This is a genomic window from Rhodanobacter sp. C03 (assembly GCF_002001175.1).
Lineage (GTDB): Bacteria > Pseudomonadota > Gammaproteobacteria > Xanthomonadales > Rhodanobacteraceae > Rhodanobacter.
Map to the genome: position 1 here is coordinate 310,855 of NZ_MUNT01000006.1, position 19,304 is coordinate 330,158.

General features: G+C 61.9%; 22 protein-coding genes, 1 other RNA gene and 1 riboswitch. Of the genes, 16 read left to right on the forward strand and 7 right to left on the reverse strand.

The window, feature by feature from the left end; translation table 11 throughout:
* Nucleotides 1–120 precede the first annotated feature (120 nt).
* Nucleotides 121–729 carry an NfuA family Fe-S biogenesis protein gene (locus B0E48_RS09615; RefSeq protein WP_077517906.1) on the forward strand — a complete coding sequence of 203 codons (609 nt, stop codon included), beginning with the start codon at nucleotides 121–123 and terminating at the stop codon, nucleotides 727–729.
* Between the two features lie 78 nt (nucleotides 730–807).
* Here B0E48_RS09615 and B0E48_RS09620 read toward each other — a convergent pair whose 3' ends face one another.
* Together B0E48_RS09620 and B0E48_RS09625 are read right to left on the reverse strand one after the other, a co-directional pair.
* On the reverse strand, nucleotides 808–1,161 hold the full coding sequence (locus B0E48_RS09620; RefSeq protein WP_077517907.1) for a cytochrome c: 354 nt from the start codon (nucleotides 1,159–1,161) through the stop codon (nucleotides 808–810).
* Between the two features lie 18 nt (nucleotides 1,162–1,179).
* Nucleotides 1,180–1,503 (reverse strand): cytochrome c, encoded by a 324-nt coding sequence (locus B0E48_RS09625; protein ID WP_077518381.1) that lies wholly within the window; start codon nucleotides 1,501–1,503, stop codon nucleotides 1,180–1,182.
* Nucleotides 1,504–1,744: 241 nt separating this feature from the next.
* Between B0E48_RS09625 and ssrA the strand changes: the two genes are divergently transcribed.
* From ssrA to B0E48_RS09640, 5 genes are all read left to right on the forward strand, one after another.
* Nucleotides 1,745–2,099, forward strand: a transfer-messenger RNA (tmRNA) gene (gene ssrA, locus B0E48_RS09630).
* Between the two features lie 163 nt (nucleotides 2,100–2,262).
* Entirely contained in the window at nucleotides 2,263–3,483 is a 1,221-nt protein-coding gene (locus B0E48_RS09635; RefSeq protein WP_077517908.1) for an integrase arm-type DNA-binding domain-containing protein, read from the forward strand.
* 65 nt (nucleotides 3,484–3,548) lie between these two features.
* The gene (locus B0E48_RS17520; RefSeq protein ID WP_139350229.1) at nucleotides 3,549–4,058 is read left to right on the forward strand and encodes a hypothetical protein; all 510 of its coding nucleotides are present in this window, start codon (nucleotides 3,549–3,551) and stop codon (nucleotides 4,056–4,058) included.
* A 54-nt stretch (nucleotides 4,059–4,112) separates the two neighbouring features.
* On the forward strand, nucleotides 4,113–4,340 hold the full coding sequence (locus B0E48_RS17895; RefSeq protein ID WP_217317945.1) for a hypothetical protein: 228 nt from the start codon (nucleotides 4,113–4,115) through the stop codon (nucleotides 4,338–4,340).
* A complete protein-coding gene (locus tag B0E48_RS09640; RefSeq protein WP_077517909.1) occupies nucleotides 4,337–4,834 on the forward strand; it encodes a hypothetical protein in 498 nt (165 codons plus the stop codon). Before B0E48_RS17895 ends, B0E48_RS09640 begins: the two co-directional genes overlap by 4 nt.
* A 625-nt stretch (nucleotides 4,835–5,459) precedes the next feature.
* On the opposite strand, the gene B0E48_RS09645 is transcribed toward B0E48_RS09640, so the two are convergent.
* Nucleotides 5,460–5,717 (reverse strand): hypothetical protein, encoded by a 258-nt coding sequence (locus B0E48_RS09645; protein WP_217317948.1) that lies wholly within the window; start codon nucleotides 5,715–5,717, stop codon nucleotides 5,460–5,462.
* A gap of 114 nt (nucleotides 5,718–5,831) precedes the next feature.
* Between B0E48_RS09645 and B0E48_RS18180 the strand changes: the two genes are divergently transcribed.
* A complete protein-coding gene (locus B0E48_RS18180; RefSeq protein WP_077517911.1) occupies nucleotides 5,832–6,110 on the forward strand; it encodes a helix-turn-helix transcriptional regulator in 279 nt (92 codons plus the stop codon).
* Nucleotides 6,111–6,457: 347 nt separating this feature from the next.
* On the opposite strand, the gene smpB is transcribed toward B0E48_RS18180, so the two are convergent.
* On the reverse strand, nucleotides 6,458–6,949 hold the full coding sequence (smpB, locus tag B0E48_RS09655; RefSeq protein WP_077517912.1) for an SsrA-binding protein SmpB: 492 nt from the start codon (nucleotides 6,947–6,949) through the stop codon (nucleotides 6,458–6,460).
* 83 nt (nucleotides 6,950–7,032) lie between these two features.
* Between smpB and B0E48_RS09660 the strand changes: the two genes are divergently transcribed.
* A complete protein-coding gene (locus tag B0E48_RS09660; protein WP_077517913.1) occupies nucleotides 7,033–7,464 on the forward strand; it encodes a type II toxin-antitoxin system RatA family toxin in 432 nt (143 codons plus the stop codon).
* Nucleotides 7,457–7,735: an RnfH family protein gene (locus B0E48_RS09665; RefSeq protein ID WP_077517914.1), complete on the forward strand. Its 279-nt coding sequence runs from the start codon at nucleotides 7,457–7,459 to the stop codon at nucleotides 7,733–7,735. Before B0E48_RS09660 ends, B0E48_RS09665 begins: the two co-directional genes overlap by 8 nt.
* A 21-nt stretch (nucleotides 7,736–7,756) precedes the next feature.
* On the opposite strand, the gene bamE is transcribed toward B0E48_RS09665, so the two are convergent.
* Entirely contained in the window at nucleotides 7,757–8,233 is a 477-nt protein-coding gene (gene bamE / locus B0E48_RS09670; RefSeq protein ID WP_077517915.1) for an outer membrane protein assembly factor BamE, read from the reverse strand.
* Nucleotides 8,234–8,309: 76 nt separating this feature from the next.
* Here bamE and fur point away from each other — a divergent pair, with 76 nt between their 5' ends.
* A complete protein-coding gene (gene fur / locus B0E48_RS09675) occupies nucleotides 8,310–8,732 on the forward strand; it encodes a ferric iron uptake transcriptional regulator (protein WP_077517916.1) in 423 nt (140 codons plus the stop codon).
* A 274-nt stretch (nucleotides 8,733–9,006) separates the two neighbouring features.
* Here the strand turns inward: fur and B0E48_RS09680 are convergent, their stop codons facing one another.
* The gene (locus tag B0E48_RS09680; RefSeq protein WP_077518382.1) at nucleotides 9,007–10,605 is read right to left on the reverse strand and encodes an MASE1 domain-containing protein; all 1,599 of its coding nucleotides are present in this window, start codon (nucleotides 10,603–10,605) and stop codon (nucleotides 9,007–9,009) included.
* Between the two features lie 80 nt (nucleotides 10,606–10,685).
* Here B0E48_RS09680 and B0E48_RS09685 point away from each other — a divergent pair, with 80 nt between their 5' ends.
* The gene (locus B0E48_RS09685; RefSeq protein WP_077517917.1) at nucleotides 10,686–11,321 is read left to right on the forward strand and encodes a response regulator transcription factor; all 636 of its coding nucleotides are present in this window, start codon (nucleotides 10,686–10,688) and stop codon (nucleotides 11,319–11,321) included.
* A gap of 27 nt (nucleotides 11,322–11,348) precedes the next feature.
* On the opposite strand, the gene recN is transcribed toward B0E48_RS09685, so the two are convergent.
* A complete protein-coding gene (gene recN, locus B0E48_RS09690; RefSeq protein ID WP_077518383.1) occupies nucleotides 11,349–13,022 on the reverse strand; it encodes a DNA repair protein RecN in 1,674 nt (557 codons plus the stop codon).
* 137 nt (nucleotides 13,023–13,159) lie between these two features.
* On the opposite strand from recN, the gene hrcA reads away from it, so the two are divergent.
* The 5 genes from hrcA to dapB all read left to right on the forward strand — a co-directional run bounded on the left by hrcA (nucleotide 13,160) and on the right by dapB (nucleotide 19,039).
* Nucleotides 13,160–14,221, forward strand: coding sequence for a heat-inducible transcriptional repressor HrcA (gene hrcA / locus B0E48_RS09695; RefSeq protein WP_077517918.1), 1,062 nt, complete (start codon nucleotides 13,160–13,162; stop codon nucleotides 14,219–14,221).
* Between the two features lie 80 nt (nucleotides 14,222–14,301).
* Nucleotides 14,302–14,835, forward strand: coding sequence for a nucleotide exchange factor GrpE (gene grpE, locus B0E48_RS09700; RefSeq protein WP_077517919.1), 534 nt, complete (start codon nucleotides 14,302–14,304; stop codon nucleotides 14,833–14,835).
* A 149-nt stretch (nucleotides 14,836–14,984) separates the two neighbouring features.
* A complete protein-coding gene (dnaK, locus tag B0E48_RS09705; RefSeq protein WP_077517920.1) occupies nucleotides 14,985–16,904 on the forward strand; it encodes a molecular chaperone DnaK in 1,920 nt (639 codons plus the stop codon).
* Nucleotides 16,905–17,053: 149 nt separating this feature from the next.
* Nucleotides 17,054–18,181 carry a molecular chaperone DnaJ gene (gene dnaJ, locus B0E48_RS09710; protein ID WP_077517921.1) on the forward strand — a complete coding sequence of 376 codons (1,128 nt, stop codon included), beginning with the start codon at nucleotides 17,054–17,056 and terminating at the stop codon, nucleotides 18,179–18,181.
* 57 nt (nucleotides 18,182–18,238) lie between these two features.
* Nucleotides 18,239–19,039 (forward strand): 4-hydroxy-tetrahydrodipicolinate reductase, encoded by an 801-nt coding sequence (dapB, locus tag B0E48_RS09715; protein ID WP_077517922.1) that lies wholly within the window; start codon nucleotides 18,239–18,241, stop codon nucleotides 19,037–19,039.
* A 54-nt stretch (nucleotides 19,040–19,093) separates the two neighbouring features.
* Nucleotides 19,094–19,298: riboswitch (yybP-ykoY riboswitch) on the forward strand.
* The last annotated feature ends 6 nt before the right edge of the window (nucleotides 19,299–19,304 follow it).

Genomic DNA, 19,304 nt, shown 5'->3' on the forward strand with positions numbered 1-19,304 from the left:
CGAAGCGTCGAAGTTGCGCGCGCAAAAGTCAAAGCGCGCAATGAAATTGAAACAGGACTAAAATGGTGCTGTTTCGCTGGCGAGGTCTGCCAGCACCCGTTTGGCGACCCCGGAGCAGGCATGATCGATATTTCCGAACGCGCGCAGCAGCATTTTCTGCGGCTTCTTTCACAGCAGGGTAGCGACGACCTGAGCATCCGTCTGCGGGTGACTTCCCCCGGCACAGCGGCGGCCAATTGCGAACTGGAGTTCTGCGAGCCGGCCGATCTTGCCGGTGGCGAGTGGACGATCGAATGCGCAGGCTTCCTGTTCCACATCGATGGCGACAGCGCTAGCTGGCTGGACCATGCCACGATCGATTACGAACCCAATGCCACCGGCGGTCAGCTCAATATCCGCGCGCCCAGGATCAAGGGCGATGTGCCGGGTGTGGAAGCTGGCCTGATCGAGCGCGTGCGCTATGTGCTGGAATCGGAAATCAATCCGCGGCTCGCCTCGCATGGCGGCAAGGTCACGTTGCTGGAGATCGATGCCAGCGGAGCGGTGTTGCTGCAGTTCGGCGGTGGCTGCCACGGTTGCGGGATGGTCGACGTGACGCTGAAGCAGGGCGTGGAAAAGACCCTGCGCGAGCGCGTGCCGGAAATCACTGCGGTGCGCGATGCGACCGATCATGCCTCGGGCGAGAAACCTTATTACAACAAGGCCGAGGGCAAGTCTGCGATCGCCTGAGCCGACGGCTCGATCATCACCCTAAAACCAAAGGCCCGCGAGAGCGGGCCTTTGGTTTGGTGCAGCGAGGCGGCAGACTTACTTGTCGCCGCCGATATGACCCTGCAGAGTATCGAGCTTGGTCGGCAAGCTGGAGAAGTATGCGGCGACGTCTTCGATGTCCTGGTCGGACAGGGTGGCTACCATACCCTTCATGATCGGGTTGTTGCGCTGGCCGTCCTTGTACTCATGCAGCACGTGTTGCAGGTAGGTGTTGTACTGGCCGGCCAGACGTGGGTACTGCGGATCGACCGCATTGCCATCGACACCGTGGCAGGCGAAGCAGGTGGCAGCCTTCTGCTTGCCATTCTCGGCGTTGCCATTGGCCAGCAACTGGGTGGAAGCGAACGCCAGCATGGCGCCGAATGAAAGCAGGGTAAGCGCACGTTTCATGCGGAAAGTCCTTGGCAACTACTTGGCGAGGCTGGAAAGGTAGGCGGCGATGTTCTGAATGTCCGTATCGGACAGACTCTGCGCCTGTGCATCCATGGTCGGATGCGTGCGATCGCCACTCTGATAACCATGCAGCGCGTTGACGATGTACTGCTCGTTCTGCCCGGCGATCTTCGGTACCGGGTACTGCGGGTAAGCGTTGGTATAACCAGGTACGCCATGGCAACCGGCACAGGTATAGATCAGTTTGCGCCCGGCAGCCTTGTCACCTTCGGCATGAACGCTGGCGGAGGCAAACAGGGCTGTGGCCACGGCAAGGCCAAGCAATTGCAGTCGAGTCATCGAGATCATTCTCACGAGTGAAGCGGGTACAGGGTGATATAAGTCGCCAAGTATAGACGTTGCGTTCGCACCTGAACAACATTCGGGTGGTGTGCGGTCAATGTTCGCGTAACCCGCACTGGTCGTTGTCGCATGATCATGGTCGGTGTTTTCGCTGGTTGTGATGGTTGATGCCGTAGCGAATGTCATTGATGCTGCGGCCATCGGCCCCATATACTCACCGGGTCACATCGTTTTCCCCGGGGGTGTCCTGGCTTCGACGGGGGTAGTGAGATGACTTGGTGCATGCCGAGGGGGCAGCTTTCCTCGTAAATCCAGCAGCAAACTTCTAGTTGCCAACGACGACAACTACGCTCTCGCCGCTTAAGGCGTAAGCCCCGAACCCACTTGTGCTCATGCTCGTCGGTGTAGGGTCATTATCATGAGATCGCCGAACGCTGCCGCCTGGCGGTTCTAGGTCAAATCAATCAGGCTGGTTCCGCGGTGCGCTTTGCCCATCGTGCTTGTCGCGGAACGAGATCGAACGGTGAGCTAAGCATGTAGATCTGGGCATTTAACGCCTTCGGACGCGGGTTCGACTCCCGCCACCTCCACCATTTACAGCTCCAACGCAGTCCAACGAAGGCCGGCAACCCTAGCAACAGCAAAGGTTCCGGCCTTTTTTGTGCCTGATGTCGTCCAATCTGATCCATTGCAATCCGGGGGCAACTGGGGGCAACATCGGGGGCAACAGCACCTATCCCCGTGAGAGTTGCCCCCATGACGCTTTCCGACGTCACCATCCGCAAGACCAAGCCAGCCGACAAGACCCAGCGACTTTTCGATGGTGGCGGCCTGTACTTGGAAGTCTCGCCAGCCGGGGGCAAGTGGTGGCGTTTGAAGTACCGGTATGGGGGCAAGGAGAAACGTCTGTCTCTCGGCACGTACCCCGATACCGGTCTGGCCGATGCCCGCGACAAGCGCGACGCGGCCCGCAAGTTGCTGGCCGCTGACGTCGATCCGGGTGAACAGCGCAAGGCCGTCAAAGCTGCCGGCGAGGATCGTGCAGCGAACAGCTTTGAAGTGGTGGCGCGCGAGTGGCACACGAAGCAATCGGCAACATGGGTGGAGCTGCACGCCAGTCGGATCATGCTGCGGATGGAGAATGATGTATTCCCGTGGTTGGGCAGCCGACCGATTGCCGACGTTACGGCAAAGGAACTGCTGGCGACGGTGAACCGGATCGTTGACCGTGGCGCCGTCGAGTCCGCGCACCGCGTGTTGCAAAACTGCGGACAGGTATTGCGCTATGCGATTGCCACCGGCCGCGCCGAACGCAACCCGGTGGCCGATCTGCGCGGCGCGTTGCCACCAGTCAAGCAAACCCATCTAGCCGCCATCGTCGACCCGGTTGCTATCGGTGGCCTGCTCCGCGCGATGGACGGCTATCAAGGCTCGCTGGTGACGAAGTGCGCCCTGCGACTCGCGCCGCTTGTGTTCGTGCGACCGGGCGAACTACGGCAAGCAGAATGGGCGGAGTTCGATATGGACGGCGCGCAATGGAATATCCCTGCCGAGAAAATGAAGATGCGCGAGCCGCATCTGGTCCCGCTGGCACCGCAAGCCGTGGCGATCCTGCGCGAACTGCACCCACTGACCGGGCGCGGGCGCTACGTGTTCCCTAGTGCGCGCAGTCCGCAGCGACCCATGAGCAATAACGCGGTGTTGTCGGCGTTGCGTCGCATGGGCTACGCCACCGATGAAATGAGCGGTCACGGTTTCCGCGCGATGGCTCGCACAGTGCTGGACGAAGTGCTGCACTTCCGGCCCGACTACATCGAGCACCAGCTGGCGCATGCAGTGAAAGACCCGAACGGTCGCGCATACAACCGCACGGCGCACTTGTCAGAGCGACGCAAGATGATGGCTGGATGGGCGGACTATCTGGATACGTTGAAGATCGGCGGCAACGTCGTGCCGATGACACGCAAGGCCAGCTGATCAATAGCCGTTGAACGTCGCGCCTAGGCTGGGCGGCACTTATTGAAGGGCGTAGAGGTGTGCGCATGTCAGATATTCGACTAAACCAGCTTGGTGAGCTTAGTCGCGAAGCCAACCATGTACAGCAACGGCAAGCTGTACTTCAGAGGCGTGCGGATCGGCTGGCTCGGTGTGCCATGCAATGTGACATCGAAGAACTCGCTAGTCGTTATGCATGGATGAGAGTGCTGGTGATGGAGCTGGAGAGTACCCAACGAAAGTCCGCCGAGTTATTCGAACAGCAACGATTGCTATCTGTCATCAGTGACGGACGGGCATCCGGGTATCAGGCTGCTGCGCGTGAATTTACACAGGACATAAAGAAAATCCGGTTAGATCGAAGGAAGGGCGGAAAGGCAGCTGGGGAGGCAAAAAAAGTGGAAGCTGCAAAGTGGCATTCTCGTTGCGTGGAAAAGGCAGGGGCACTCCTTGTACAAGGTAGATCACGCCGCGAACTAGCTGGCATCCTTGCTCCGCAATTCGAAGTCACGCCGCAAGCAGTTCGTACTGTCCTGAACAAAGCGAAAGTGAAGTAAGCGCCCTTTCGTTTCGGTGTTTAACGTCCGTCCAAACCAACAAAGGACGGTCAAATGAGTACCGAAATAGTTACCGCATGCGTCTATTCGCGTGTCTCGGAAATAGCCAACAACCGCCGCACAGGCAAGCCGGGCATCATCCCAGTGTCGCCTGCAACTTGGTGGAGTTGGTGCAAGTCTGGCAAGGCACCAAAGCCGATTCGCCTAAGTGCTGGCGTCACCGTATGGCGTACTGTCGAAGTGATCGCCTTCGCTGAGTCATTGGCTGACCGTGCGGCATGAGCCGGAATCGACGCAAGATTACGGGTCGCGCCGAAAGTGGCGGTTATTTCACGCAACCGCACGCGGTCATGGAGTCGCCGAACTATCGCGCGCTGTCAGCGCATGCTGTGAAGCTTTTGAACGACCTGGGCTTGCAGTTTCGTGGTGCAAACAATGGCGACCTGTCCACCGCGTGGAGAATTATGCAACCGCGTGGCTGGCGCTCGCGTGACACGTTGTGGCGTGCACAGGCAGAGCTGCTGCACTTCGGCATGATCGAAAAGACCCGGCAAGGCGGGTTGAACCGTTGCAACCTGTTCGCGCTGACATGGCTGGCCATCAACGAGTGTCGCAACAAGCTGGATGTACCGGCGACGCGGGTCGCGTCCGGGGTATGGAATACACCGCAGCCACCAATGCCAAAACCAGAGCGGAAAAACGCAACGTCCAACACGACCAGCGTGTCAGACCGACACGGCGGGCGTGTCAGCACAACATGCCTAGCGTGTCAGTGAGTATCTTACCGACACGACCGGCGTGTCAGTCAGGGCATTTTTTATGCGCTCGCTGACACGCTCGGCGTGCACCTTTATATATTACCAATGGAGGGCGTTGTGATTGCCTTGCTTGGAAGGTTCACAGAGGCTCTCATGGTTGCGCTGGCACTCGCTGGCATCCGTGAGTTCTCGAAATAAACAAACCTGAAATATCAGGCGCATTGCAAAATACAGGCAAAAAGCAACGAGGGGAGTTAGCCCGAAACCCCCCTTCCACGTCATGGCGTTGCGCGCCCTTTCGGGTGAGTGCTAAGGAGTCGGCTGCGGTTTATTCGCCGGACAAGAGTATCCGCATAATTTGAGCGCAGAGGTGCACTCGTGCTGGCGCTCAATAGGGAACATGGAGAATTTGGAGAGGCATTGCGAATAGGTGTCGCTGCATGCATGAACACACGTTCCATCCTTGCCGCTTAAGTCTGGGACGCTGGCGCACGCGGTAAGAGCCAGACCAAGCACGGCTGTGAGCACGATATACCGGTACATATTCTTCCCCTGTAGACGACGCAAATGTTGCCGTGGAAGCGATCCACAGGCCCATTTGTGGTGGGTTATGACTCAGCGGCTTGTTGCTCTCTTGTGCCGCTTAAATTCCTAAAGTATTCCGCTTCTGCATCCGCGGCTTGCCGTTCCTATCGTCCGCTGACATAGCGTCGGTGTAGGCCTCTATGCAGCTCAGGTTGCCGGCTATTTCTTCAAGCCTCGAATTTGCCTCTCGAAGCAGGCCGCCGATCTTCCAAACCTCCCAGAAAGCAAAGAAGATGACGATGCCTATCCAGTGCTGAGTGATGAAAGCACTAGCCGCGCCGATGCCGCCGAAAACCGCCTGAAGCCACATAGGCATGCTCATCCCTCTAGTCTTCCAACTGCCAGTCCAGCGCATCAGGCGTAGTGTGTTGTCGCGTAACGTGACTTATAGTCCGTGGATCAATAGTCTACGGCAAGTGAACGTAAGCGGGTGGACATCACCCCGTACGTCGGCCCTGCGTTTCGCCTCCTACGCGAGCGCGCAGAGGTCAGCCAAGAAGACCTAGCCTTCCGTGCAGGGCTTGATCGTACGTACGTGAGCGGGATCGAACGCGGCCGCAGGAATCCTTCGCTCAAGTCGATGCAACGCCTTGCCGCCGAGTTATCAGTATCGCTGGATCAAGTATTCGTCCTTGCTCGCAAGCTGGCAGTAGAGGACGACGAATTGCCGGCGCAAAGGCGGGTACGTAAGACGCCTGCGCGGGGCTAAGCCGTTGCATTGACACTGTGAGCCGAAGTGCCATGCCCGCCGCGCATGTGCCAGCAAACTACTGAAGTTTGCTGGGTTGAAGCTGCCTCATGCAGACAGGGCCGTCGCCAGCTATAAGCCAGCCAAAGTCCACAAAGTGTCGAGAAGTGTCGTGTATGCATGACTATTGCGTGCGAGGGCATGTGACACAGTCTGGGGGCAACTTTGGGGGCAACTCGGAATCGTTGAATCTCGAAACCTTTAGAGCGCAAGGCTTGCGGCGAATAGTTCAATAGACGCCACCCCAATAAACAAAAAGCCCTTGATGAAAATCAAGGGCTTTTTGTTGCGCAGTGTCTTGTGCGGATTCAGGCGCTGCGATTGTGCGAGCGCATGGTGCGCTGCTTTTCGATCTGCCAGTCGCGCTGCTTCTCGGTGTCGCGCTTGTCGTGTTCCTGCTTGCCGCGGGCGAGGCCGATCTCGACCTTGACCTTGTTGCCTTTCCAGTACATCGCGGTTGGTACCAGGGTGTAGCCCTTGCGTTCGACGGCGCCGACAAGCTGATCAATTTCCTTGCGATGCAGCAGCAGTTTGCGCGTGCGTCGATCTTCGGCGATGACGTGGGTGGATGCGCTGATGAGTGGCGGGATGGAGGTGCCGATCAGGAATATCTCGTTCTTAAGGACGACTGCGTAGCTGTCGCCAAAGTTGATCCGGCCGGCACGCAGTGCCTTCAATTCCCAGCCTTGCAGGGCAACACCAGCCTCGAAACGCTGGTCGATGTGGTACTCGAAACGCGAACGCTTGTTGAGCGCGATGGTGCCGCCGCCCTTGTTGTCCTTGTCCTTCGCCTTGGCCATGTCCGTTAAACTCGGGCCTTGTTGCCCTGATGCCGATTCCGCCGCATACCGGGCCAAACCAAGCGTGATGTGAAGAGGTTGCCGTGATCGAAATCCGTCGCAGTGCACTGGTGAAGTATTCGCCGATGCAGATGTTCGACTTGGTCAATGAAGTTGAAGCATACCCAAAGCGTTTCCCCTGGTGTGCCGGTGCCGAGGTGCTTGAGCGTCAGGGTGATGTGCTGGTGGCGCGGCTGGATCTCAAGTTTGCCGGATTGCGCCAAAGCTTTACCACGCGTAACACGGTCGAGCGACCGAAGCGCCTGCAGATGAGCCTGGTCGATGGCCCGTTCCGCAGCCTCGAAGGCCTGTGGGAATTCATCGCGCTGGGTGAGGCGGGTTGCAAGGTCGCCTTTACGTTGGATTTCGATTATGCGGGCAAGCTGGGCAGCAGCGCCCTGAGGCTTGGTTTTCAAGGGCTGGCCGGGCGCATGGTGGACGACTTCTGCGCCGAGGCCGAGCGTGTCTATGGCTGAGGGCACGATCACGGTGACGGTGGTCCATGCGGCTGCCGATCGACAGATCCTGCGCCAGGTCGTGCTGGCCGCTGGCAGCACGATCATGCAGGCGATTGACGCTTCAGGGATTGTCAACGCACTTCCGGACGGTGCGGTAGATCCACATCGTCTGGGTGTCTTTGCGCGGAAAGTTTCGCCGAATCAGCCGGCACAGGACGGTGACCGGATCGAGATCTACCGGCCGCTACTGCTCGATCCGATGGAAGCGCGCCGGCGGCGCGCCCGCTAAGGGCGGCCGCGCATTGGTCGATCAATGACCGTTGTTGTCGCCACCATTGTTGCCATTGCCGGTGCCGAAACCGCCGTCATTCTTGTTGTCGTCCGGATTCTTGCTCTTGTCGCCCTGGGTTTCGTTGGCCGGATAGCTGGCGTGGTATTTCTTGCTGTCCTTCACCAGCTGCTGGGCATCTTCCGCAAAGAAGTCACCTTCGGTATGCACCAGCGTGTCGTTGTTGAAAGTCAGCGTGAACGTGCGCACCTTGATCGCGCCACCGCGATGCGACTGGGTCGACACGTAGTCCCAACGGCTCTGGTTGAACGGCGTGCTGACTGACGGTGTACCCATCAGCACCAGTACCTGGCGCTTGGTCATGCCCGGCTTCAGCTGATCCACGGTTTTCTTGTCGAGCAGGTTGCCTTGCTGCACGTCGGGCGTATAGACGATGTGGCAGCCGGCGATGGAAAGCGCCAGCACGGCGAAAACCAGCAGGGTGATCAGCTTTTGCATGCGTGTTGCGTCCGGATCGTAAAGGTGTCGGATGATACACTACCGGCTTGGTAACACCGTGTGCGGGGAGTAGGCGATGGAACAGGAAACCAAAGAGCTGCGCCGGGTCGGCCTGAAGGTGACCCACCCGCGCATGCGTATCCTGCAGATCTTTGACGAGGAGGGGGTGCAGCACCTCACCGCCGAAGATGTCTACAAGAATCTGCTTGCCCACCAGGAAGATATCGGCCTGGCGACGGTGTATCGCGTGCTGACCCAGTTCGAGGCGGCCGGCATTGTCGTCAAGCACAATTTCGAAGGCGGCCAGGCTGTCTACGAGCTCGACCGCGGCAAACATCATGACCACATGATTGATGTGGACAGCGGAAAAGTGATTGAGTTCGTTAGCGAAGAGATCGAACGCCTGCAGCACGAGATTGCCGCGCGGCACGGCTACGTGATCGAGGATCACAGCCTGGTGCTGTATGTGCGACCCAAGCATCACGCCCGAAAGCCCTGAGCGGCGTGGCGGGACGGGCGACTGACACGTCTCTGGTTTGAGCGTGCATTGCCGGTGGGAATCGCGCGCATAAAAAAGCCGCAAGGTGGACTCCTGTCCGCCTGCGGCTGCTCCCCTACCTGACTAGCAGGTAGCGGCGAAACGGCATCCTGCCGTTGTCTCAGAGCCACCGTCCCCACGGCAACTCTGAATCCACCATCTTGCGATGGCGGCTCCCCCACATCGATGGATGGATGCTAACGATGTCTTCACGTTTGTGGTATCGGAAAAATTCCTAGTTCTGTCGCCCCAGCTCGACCGGATTATTGTTGCTACGCAACAAGATACGCAGATGTACCCCGGCATGATCAGCGCGCAGACGGAACTGGCCGCCAAGCGAAGTGACCCGGTCGCGCATGCCCTGCAGCCCGCGGCCGCCGCGCGGCAACCGGCTGGGCAGGCCGCTGCCGTTGTCGCGCAGGTCCAGTAGCGCCAGCGCAACGCCCTGACGCTCGCCGATGCGCAGGCGCAGCCTGAATTCGCTGGCCTGGGCGTGCTTGACCGCGTTGGTCGCGCTCTCCTGGGCCAGTCGGTAGATCGCTGTGCGGGTGTCATCGTCGAGCAGGCGCGGGTCGCCGTGCAACTCGGTGCGATAAATCATGCCGGCAGTGTTCAGCAGATCCCGGATCGGGCCTTCATCGAGCGCCCGCAGCAGTCCGAATTCGTCCAGCACCGCGGGTCGCAGGTCGTCCAGCAGGCGATGCAGTGCGCGCCGCATATGCCCCAGGATGGTATTGATCGAGGTGCTGATGTCTTCCATGCCGGCCTGGTGCAGGCGAGTCTGGGCCAGCTTCACATGGGTCTGGATGGCGGTGATGTTCTGTCCGAGCTCATCGTGCAGTTCGGCGGCCAGGTGGCGGCGTTGGTTCTCGTCCGCCTGCAGATTGCCGCGAGCAGCGGCGCGCAGCTGATGAGCGAGCTGATCGAGCCGGCGATTGACGGCACCAAGATAGATGTTCTGTTCGGCCACTCGTTCGCTGCTGCGGCGCAGGGCGTCGGTGGCCGAACCCAGCATGAGTGCGCCGGTGCCGGCTACGGCCAGGAACAGATAGGCGGCAGCTGAAGATGGCGCATGACCGAGGTGCTGGTCGACCAGGGTCATGCCCAGGCTGGAAACAATCATCGCCAAGCTGGCACCGCGCCAGCCGTGGCGAAATGCGAAGAACAGCACGGGCGCCAGTGACAGCACGCGGGCGAACTGCGGTTGCGGCGCCGCCTGCTCGGACAACAACAGCAGGATCGCCATCGAAGGCAGCATCACCAGCAGGCCGTCCTTCAACAGGCTGGCCAAGGCCTGATGATCCAGGCGGGTGCGCAGCAGCATGATCATCAACGGCACGATCAGCAGGATGCCCAGGTAATGGCTGAGCAATTCCTCACCTAAAACGCCCAGCATCAAATCGGGCGAGTCCGGTGTCTTGATCAGTGCCAGCAGGGCGGCGTCGGTGGCCGTGGTGGCGGTCACGATCAATACCACCGACAACATCAGCCGGGTCACTTCCTGCGGACTGTGCAAGCTGGCGTGGAGGTTGAACCGTCGCAGCAGCCACAGGCCCGCAGCCATCACCAGCGGTTCGGGCAGCTCGTCAAGGGCGAAGCCGATCCAGCCCAGTGGCAGGCCGTGGGCCACGCTGATGCCGGCCGTGGCAGCCAGCTCCGCGCCGAGCAGCCAGCCCCAGTAGCGTACTGGGGTGAGCAGTAACGCACCGAACCGCAGGCCATACGGCAGCATCCAGTAGGGTTGCACGGTCGGCCACAACAGCAGCCAGAGCAACAGATAACCGGCGCCCAGCAGCGGGCCGGAGTCGGGCAGGTGGAGAGGTTTCAGGCGCATGCGTCGATGGTACATGCGCGATCCGCATCGATGCTGCGGCGCGACCTGCGAAGCAGCGCATCCCTGTGTACAGTAGCAGGATGCATAGCATTGTCCTGGTTGATGACCACGCCATCGTTCGCGAGGGCTTCAAGCGACTGATCGAGATGGAGCCGGATCTTGACGTGGTGGCCGAGTGCCGCAACGCCGATGATGCGGTGGAGGCGGTTGGCCAATGGCGTCCCGATCTGGTGGCACTGGATCTGTCGCTGCCCGATGGCAGCGGCCTGCCGCTGATCGAACATCTGCTCAGCGTGTCTGCGCAGACGCGCATCGTGGTGTTGAGCATGCACGACGGCGAACCTTATGTATCCGAGGCCCTGCGTCGCGGTGCCAGCGGATACGTCACCAAGGGCGTGGCGCCGGAAGAGCTGGTGGCCGGCTTGCGCGCGGTGATGCAGGGCGAATGTTTCCTCAGCTCGGACTTGCGCCTGCGCCGGGCCGAGCGGCCGAACGCGGCGCTGGATCCGATCAATCGGCTGACCGCGCGCGAACGCGAGGTGTTCATGCTGCTGGCTCGCGGCCGTGCACCCAAGCAGGTCGCGGTGGAGTTGGGGATTGGCCAAAAGACCGTGTATATCCACCGCGCCAGCCTGATGGGCAAGCTGGGTGCCGGCTCGGAACTGGACCTGTACCGGATGGCGACCGAGCGTGGGCTGTTGTCGCCCAACAGCTGAGCCGGTGTCGGGATGCGGTAGCGCGGGTCAGGCGGTTTGCGCCCGCTCCAGCATCTGTTTCGCATGTGCACGCGTTTCGCGGGTGATCTCGACCCCGCCAAGCATGCGCGCCAGTTCGTCGCGGCGACCGCCAACATCGAGCCGCTCGATGCGGGTGTGGGTGGAATCGCCATCACTGTGCTTGCTGACCAGCAGATGGGCATGACCTTGCGCGGCGACCTGCGGCAGATGGGTGACGCACAACACTTGGCGCTGACTGCCCAGTGCGCGCAATTTTTGTCCGACTACCTCGGCTACTGCGCCACCGATGCCGGTGTCGACTTCGTCGAAGATCATGCTGCCGACGGTGTCCTTGCCCAAGGTGGCGACTTCGATGGCGAGACTGATACGCGCCAGCTCACCGCCGGAGGCTACCTTACGCAACGGCCGCGGCGGCTGGCCCGGGTTCGCACTGACCAGCAGCTCGCAGCGCTCGCGGCCCTGACTGTCGGGTTCGTCGCCCGCACTGGCTTCCAGCTCGACCTTCAGCACGCCACCGGCCATGCCCAGCTCACCCATCAACACGCTGGCCTCGTCGCCCAGGCGCTGTGCCGCGATTTGCCGGGCCTTGCTCAGGGATGCGGCGGCGCTGGTGTAGTCGTTGCGCAGCTTTTCGCGCTGGGCGGCCAGTTGTTCCAGCACGTCGCCGGCACCTTCCAGTTCGCTCAACTCGGTTTGCAGTGAGGCCAGTTTGTCGTGCAGATCGGCGACCGGCAGGCGGTGGCGGCGACCAAGTTCATGCAGGCGCGTGAGATGAATGTCGACTTCGGCGTAGCGTTCCGGGTCGAGATCGACATCCTGTGCGTAGTGACCGAGGCCGTCGGCGGCCTCGCCGAGCTGGATCGTGGCGTTGTCGAGCAGTTCGAGCAGCGGGTTGAGCCGCACATCCAGCGCGGCGAGCTTGCCCAGTTCCGTATGGGCGCGCCCGAGCGCGCGGCGCAGTGCGAACTCGCTGTCGCCATCGAGCAATTCGACCACCCCGGCGGCGCCTTCGGCGAGGCGTCCGGCATTGGCAAGGCGTTTGTGGCTGGTTTCCAGTTCGCTCAACTCGGCTGCAGGCAACGCCCACTTTTCCAGTTCACCCAGTTCGTGGCGCAGCAGTTCCAGATGCTGTTCGCGATCTTCGCCGCCGCTCAACTTGCGCATGCGCAAACCGAGCTCGCGCCATTCCATGGCCAGTTCACGCACCTGCAGGGCCCGCGTCTCGTGGCCGGCATAGGCGTCGAGCAGGGCCAGCTGATGCGCACGTGCCAGCAGCGCCTGATGCTCATGCTGACCGTGGATCTCGACCAGCAGCGAAGCCAGCTCGCCGAGCTGGCGGGTGTTCGCGGGGCGGCCGTTGATCCAGGCCTTGGAACTGCCTTCGGCACGGATCACCCGGCGCAGTTGGCAGGCGCCGTCCTCGTCCAGTTCCTCGCGTTGCAGCCAGTCACGCGCCTCGGGCAGCCCGGTCAGATCGAACTCCGCGGCCAGTTCGGCGCGATCGCTGCCCGCACGAACCATGCCGCTGTCGGCACGTGCGCCGGCCAGCAGCATCAGCGCATCGACCAGCAGTGACTTGCCGGCGCCGGTTTCACCGCTGACCACGGTCAGGCCCGGGCCGAACGTGACCTCGGCGGCTTCGACGACGGCAAAATGACGGACGTACAGCGAAGTGAGCATGGTCAGAAAATTGATGGGGTCGACGGATTGTAACGGCAGGTCGGTGGCGCGAAACATCGATTCCGCTTGCAAGCTGCGCGCGCAGACCTTATTTCTGTCGGGTCTCAAGGATTGCTACACATGGATCACCGCAGCGCATGATCACCCCACATGGCCACGATCTCGATGCCCGCACGCGGCGCCTGCTGCGCACGCTGATCGCCCAGTATCTGGTCGATGGCGAGCCGGTCGGTTCGCGTACGCTGTCGCGCTCGTCCGGGCTGGACGTGAGCCCGGCGACGATCCGCAACATCATGGCTGACCTCGAGGATGCAGGCCTGGTCTCCTCGCCGCATACCTCGGCCGGGCGGGTGCCGACACCGCGCGGGCTGCGTCTGTTTGTCGACAGTCTGATCGAATTGAAGCCGCTGCCGCATGAGGAAATGGCGCGTCTGCAGCGTGAGCTGCCACCGGGACCGACCACCACGCTGGATCTGCTCGGCAATGCTTCGACCCTGCTGTCGGCGATGACCCGTTTTGCCGGTGTGGTGACCGTGCCGCGCCAGGTCGATTTCCCGTTGCGTCACATCGATTTCGTGCCGCTGCCGGATGCCCGCGTGCTGGTGATCCTGGTATTCACCGACAACCAGGTGCAGAACCGCATCGTGCAGTTGGCCAAACCACTGCACAGTGGCGAGCTGGAGCAGGCCGCGAACTATCTCAACAGCCAGTTTGCCGGCTTGCGGGTGGACGACATCCGCGCCCATCTGCTGGCTGAATTGCGCGAGACGGGCAGCGAGCTCAACCGGCTGCTGGCCAGCACGATGGAACTGGCGACGGCCTCGTTCGCGCCGCAGGCCGGCGGTAACGATGTGCTGGTCAGCGGCCAGACCAATCTGATGGCGTATTCGGAACTGGCCGACTTGCCGCGGTTGCGCGAGCTGTTCGAGGCATTCCAGCAGAAGAACGAGTTGCTGCAGCTGATGGAAGTGTGCGCGCGAGCCCCTGGCGTGCGGCTGTTCATCGGCGAGGAATCCGGTTTCACGGCGCTCGATGGCTGCAGCGTGGTCACCGCCAGCTATGGCGCGCAGGGCCGTGTGCTGGGTGCGGTCGGTGTGATCGGGCCGACCCGGATGGCCTACGAGCGGGTCATCCCGGTGGTGCAGGCGACTGCCGGATTGCTCAGCGATGCCTTGAATCGGGCTGCGATGACCCTATAACCGCTGCGGGAGGCGGGCTTTCCGCAAATACAGGGTGGCCGGCACACATGCCGGCTACGAACTTTCGTTTGGAGTGATGCATGCAAAACAATGACCCGCAGTCGCACGACGAGGCATTTGGCCAAAGTGCGGCAGACGAAGCGGTTGCCGCCGATCTGGCAGCGCTGCAGGCACGGGTGGCCGAGCTGGAAGCGAGCAATGCCGAATTGCGCGAGACCGTGCTGCGCGAGAAGGCCGAGATCGAAAACCAGCGCCGTCGCCTGCACCGCGATGTGGAGCAGGCGCGCCGCTTCGCCAACGAAAAGCTGCTGAACGAACTGCTGCCGGTGTACGACGGGCTGGAAAGCGGCCTGGCGGTGGAGAGCGCCGATGTCGCCTCGATGCGCGAAGGCATCAGCCTCACCTTGAAGTCGCTGCTGAAAGTGGCCGAGAACAACGGCATGGCGCAGATCGACCCGCTTGGCCAGCCGCTCGACCCGGACCGTCATCACGCCGTGAGCTTGGTCGACGCTCCGGGCAAGGCAGCGGGCACCGTGGTCAGCGTGCTTCAGAAAGGCTACGTGCTGAACGACCGGTTGCTGCGTCCGGCCCTGGTCGCGGTTGCCAAGGACTGAAGATTTTCTTGCTGGCGCCAGCCTGAACGGCGCGCCGGCAAACACCACGAAATCGCATCCGGGGCCTTGCCGGCATTGAATCGCCAGACCAGACCCCCATCTGAAAACCATCGCGGCCGTGGGGGCCGCAAAAAATTTGGAGCTTACACATGGGCAAGATCATCGGTATCGACCTGGGCACCACCAACTCCTGCGTATCCGTGATGGACGGCAGCACCGCCAAGGTCATCGAAAACTCGGAAGGCGATCGCACCACGCCATCCATCGTCGCCTTCAACAAGGACGGTGAAGTGCTGGTGGGCGCCTCGGCCAAGCGCCAGAGTGTGACCAACCCCAAGAACACCTTTTACGCGGTGAAGCGCCTGATCGGCCGCAAGTTCACCGACGCTGAAGTGCAGAAAGACCTGCACATCGTTCCGTACAAGATCGTCGCGCACGACAATGGCGACGCCTGGGTCGAGACCTCCGACGGCAAGAAGATGGCGCCGCAGGAAATCGCCGCCAAGGTGCTGATGAAGATGAAGAAGACCGCCGAGGATTACCTCGGCGAGACGATCACCGAGGCGGTGATCACCGTGCCGGCGTACTTCAACGACAGCCAGCGCCAGGCGACCAAGGACGCCGGCAAGATTGCCGGCCTCGACGTCAAGCGCATCATCAACGAGCCGACTGCGGCCGCGTTGGCCTACGGCATGGACAAGAAGGGCGGCGACCGCAAGATCGCGGTGTACGACCTGGGCGGCGGCACGTTCGACGTGTCGATCATCGAGATCGCCGAAGTCGACGGCGAGAAGCAGTTCGAAGTGCTGGCGACCAACGGCGACACCTTCCTCGGTGGCGAAGACTTCGACATGCGCGTCATCGACTACCTCGTCGACGAATTCAACAAGGAGCAGGGCATCGATCTGCGCAAGGATCCGCTTGCCTTGCAGCGCCTGAAGGATGCGGCCGAGCGCGCCAAGATCGAGCTGTCCTCCAGCCACCAGACCGACGTCAACCTGCCGTATGTGACTGCGGACGCGTCCGGTCCGAAGCATCTGAACATCAAGCTGACCCGCGCCAAGCTGGAGTCGTTGGTGGACGAGCTGATCAAGCGCACCATCGAGCCGTGCCGCACCGCGTTGAATGACGCCGGCCTGCGCGTGTCCGACATCAACGAGGTGATTCTCGTCGGTGGCCAGACCCGCATGCCCAAGGTGCAGGAGTCGGTGAAGGACTTCTTCGGCAAAGAGCCGCGCAAGGACGTCAACCCGGATGAAGCCGTCGCTGTCGGCGCGGCCATCCAGGGCGGCGTGCTGGGCGGCACCGTCAAGGACGTGCTGCTGCTCGACGTCACCCCGCTGTCGCTCGGCATCGAGACGATGGGCGGCGTGATGACCAAGCTGATCGAGAAGAACACCACGGTGCCGACCAAGGCCGCGCAGACGTTCTCGACCGCCGACGACAACCAGACCGCGGTGACCGTGCACGTGCTGCAGGGCGAGCGCGAGCGCGCCAGCGCAAACAAGTCGCTGGGCAAGTTCGACCTGTCCGGCATCGACGCCGCACCGCGCGGCCAGCCGCAGATCGAGGTGACCTTCGACATTGACGCGAACGGCATCCTGCACGTGTCGGCCAAGGACAAGAAGACCGGCAAGGAACAGAAGATCGAGATCAAGGCCGGTTCGGGCCTGTCCGAGGACGAGATCCAGCGGATGGTCGCGGATGCCGAGGCGAACAAGGAAGAGGACAAGAAGTTCCACGAACTGGTCGCCACGCGTAACAAGGCCGATCAGCTGGTGCATGCCACCCGCAGTGCGTTGAAGGAGCATGGTGGCAAGGTGCCACCGGATCAGCTCAGCAGTATCGAGGGCGCGTTGTCCGATCTGGAAAAGGTAAAAGACAGCGACGACAAGGCGGCGATCGAATCCAAGGTCGAGAAGCTGGAGCAGACCGCGCAGGCGCTGTATGCGGCAGCCCAGGGCGGTGCTTCGGCTGATGCCGGTGCGCAGTCCGCACCGGGTGGTTCGGCCCAGCCGGACGATGTGGTCGATGCCGAGTTCACCGAAGTGAAAGACGACAAGAAGTAATCGACAGCCGTAAGTTATGGAATCGACCGCGGCACGGTCGAAATCAGCAGCCCGCGCCGGGAATTATCCTGGCGCGGGCTGTCTGCTGAATGCAGGATGCGGAACCACCGGTTCCATCCTGGGGCGTGAAGAGCAGTGTGGATGCATGAATGAGCAAGCGTGATTACTACGAAGTGCTGGGCGTCGAGCGCAGCGTCAGCGACGTCGAGCTGAAGAAATCCTTTCGCCGGCTGGCAATGAAGTTCCACCCGGATCGTTGCCCGGACGATCCGCACGCGCAGGAGAAATTCAAGGAGGCCAAGGAGGCCTACGAAGTGCTGTCCGACGCGCAGAAGCGCGCGATGTACGACCAGCACGGCCATGCCGCGTTCGAGCATGGCATGGGCGGTCGCGGCGGCGCCGGGTTTGGCGATGTCGGTGACATCTTCGGTGACATCTTCGGCGACATCTTTGGCCGCCATGGCGGTGGTCGCGGCCGTCCGCGCCGTGGTGCCGATCTGCGCTACATCATGGAACTGGATCTGGAGGAGGCTGTGTTCGGCGTCAGCCGGCAGATCGAGGTACCGAGTCAGGTCAACTGCCATCACTGCAACGGCAGCGGCTCGGAGGACGGCAAGGTCAGCAAGTGCAAAACCTGCCACGGCCATGGCCAGGTACGCATGCAGAACGGCATCTTCTCGATTCAGCAGGCCTGCCCGCATTGCAGCGGCACCGGCCAGGCGATCGAGAAGCCGTGCAAAAAATGCCATGGCGAGGGTCGCATCGAAGAAACCCGTACGTTGTCGGTGCAGATCCCCGAGGGCGTCGACAACGGTGACCGCATCCGCCTGACTGGGCAGGGCGAAGCTGGTCCGTCCGGTACGCCGGCGGGCGACCTGTACGTGGAAGTGCATGTGCGCGAGCACGCGATCTTCCAGCGCGAAGGCAACGATCTTTATTGCGAACTGCCGATCCGCTTCGCGCAGGCCGCACTCGGTGCCGAGCTGCCGGTGCCGACGCTGGAAGGCGAAGTGCCCATCAGCATTCCGCCCGAGACGCAGACGGGCACCCAGTTCCGCCTGCGTGGTCGTGGCGTCAAGTCGGTGCGCAGCAGCCGTCACGGTGATCTGATCTGCCGCGTGGTGGTGGAAACGCCCGTGCGACTGACCAAGCAGCAGCGCGAGCTGCTCGAATCGCTGGAAGCCACGTTCGACAGCAACGACGCCGGCAAGCACACACCGCGCGCGAAGGGCTGGGTCGACGGCGTCAAGCAGTTCTGGTCGAAAGTCACCGCGTGAGGCCAGCAGCACACGCGGTAGCATGTGCCGATCGACGTTTCTGACTGGAGTGTGCCGATGACCCGACCTGTTCGCCTCGCCATCAGTGGCGCCTCCGGCCGCATGGGCTGCGCGTTGCTGGGCCTGCTCGGCGATGACGCGCGCTTCGAGCTGGTGCATGCGGTAGTGGCGCCGGGTTCGGCCCACGCAGGCCAACCGGTGGCTGCCGATGACGTGGAATCATTGCGTTACGCGGATGACTGGACGCAGGCACCGGCGCTCGATGTCGTCATCGACTTCAGCGGGCCGGCTGGCTTGGCCTTGGCACTCGATCATTGCCTGGCACATGGCACGGCACTGGTGAGCGGCACCACCGGCATCGACGTGGTACTGGAAGCGCAGCTTGCCGACGCCGGCAAGAGCGTCGCGATCCTGCGTGCGGCCAATTTCAGTCTCGGCGTCGCCGTACTGACGCGGTTGTTGCGTGAAGCTGCTGCGTCATTACCGGGCTGGGATCTGGAAATCGTCGAGGCGCATCATGGTCGCAAGCAGGATGCACCGTCCGGTACGGCGCTGGCGCTTGGCCATGCTGCTGCCGCGGCCCGTCACACCACGCTGGAGGCGGCGGCGGTGTACAGCCGCGAAGGCCAGACGGGTGGACGCGTGGATGGCAGCATCGGTTTCGCCGTAGTGCGTGGCGGCGATATTGTCGGCGAGCACACCGCGATGCTGATCGGGCAGGGCGAACGGCTGGAGCTGGCTCATCGCGCCACCGATCGTTCGATTTTTGCGCGAGGGGCCTTGCATGCAGCGCACTGGCTGGCTGGCCGTGAGCCCGGGCAGTGGCAACTTGAAGACGTGATCGCCGCACCACACTGAGTCGCTGTCGGCCGGCCTTGGCTTGTATCGCATCGCCGTGGCCGGTAGCATCCGCTCGTTGTCATTGGGGAGTAGCCAGCCTCGTCCCCAGAGGCGTTCGCATCAACACACTTGCTCGTCGGTCGTTTCCGACGTCATGGTGCGAACAGCAGCCGCCACCATCAGGTAGCGGTCCTGCCCGGCGAGACCTTTGGCCATCGACATGCTTACCCGACCGGGCGAGCGGTGTCGTTGAGCCATCGGTTATTCCGCTCGCCCGGTCCAG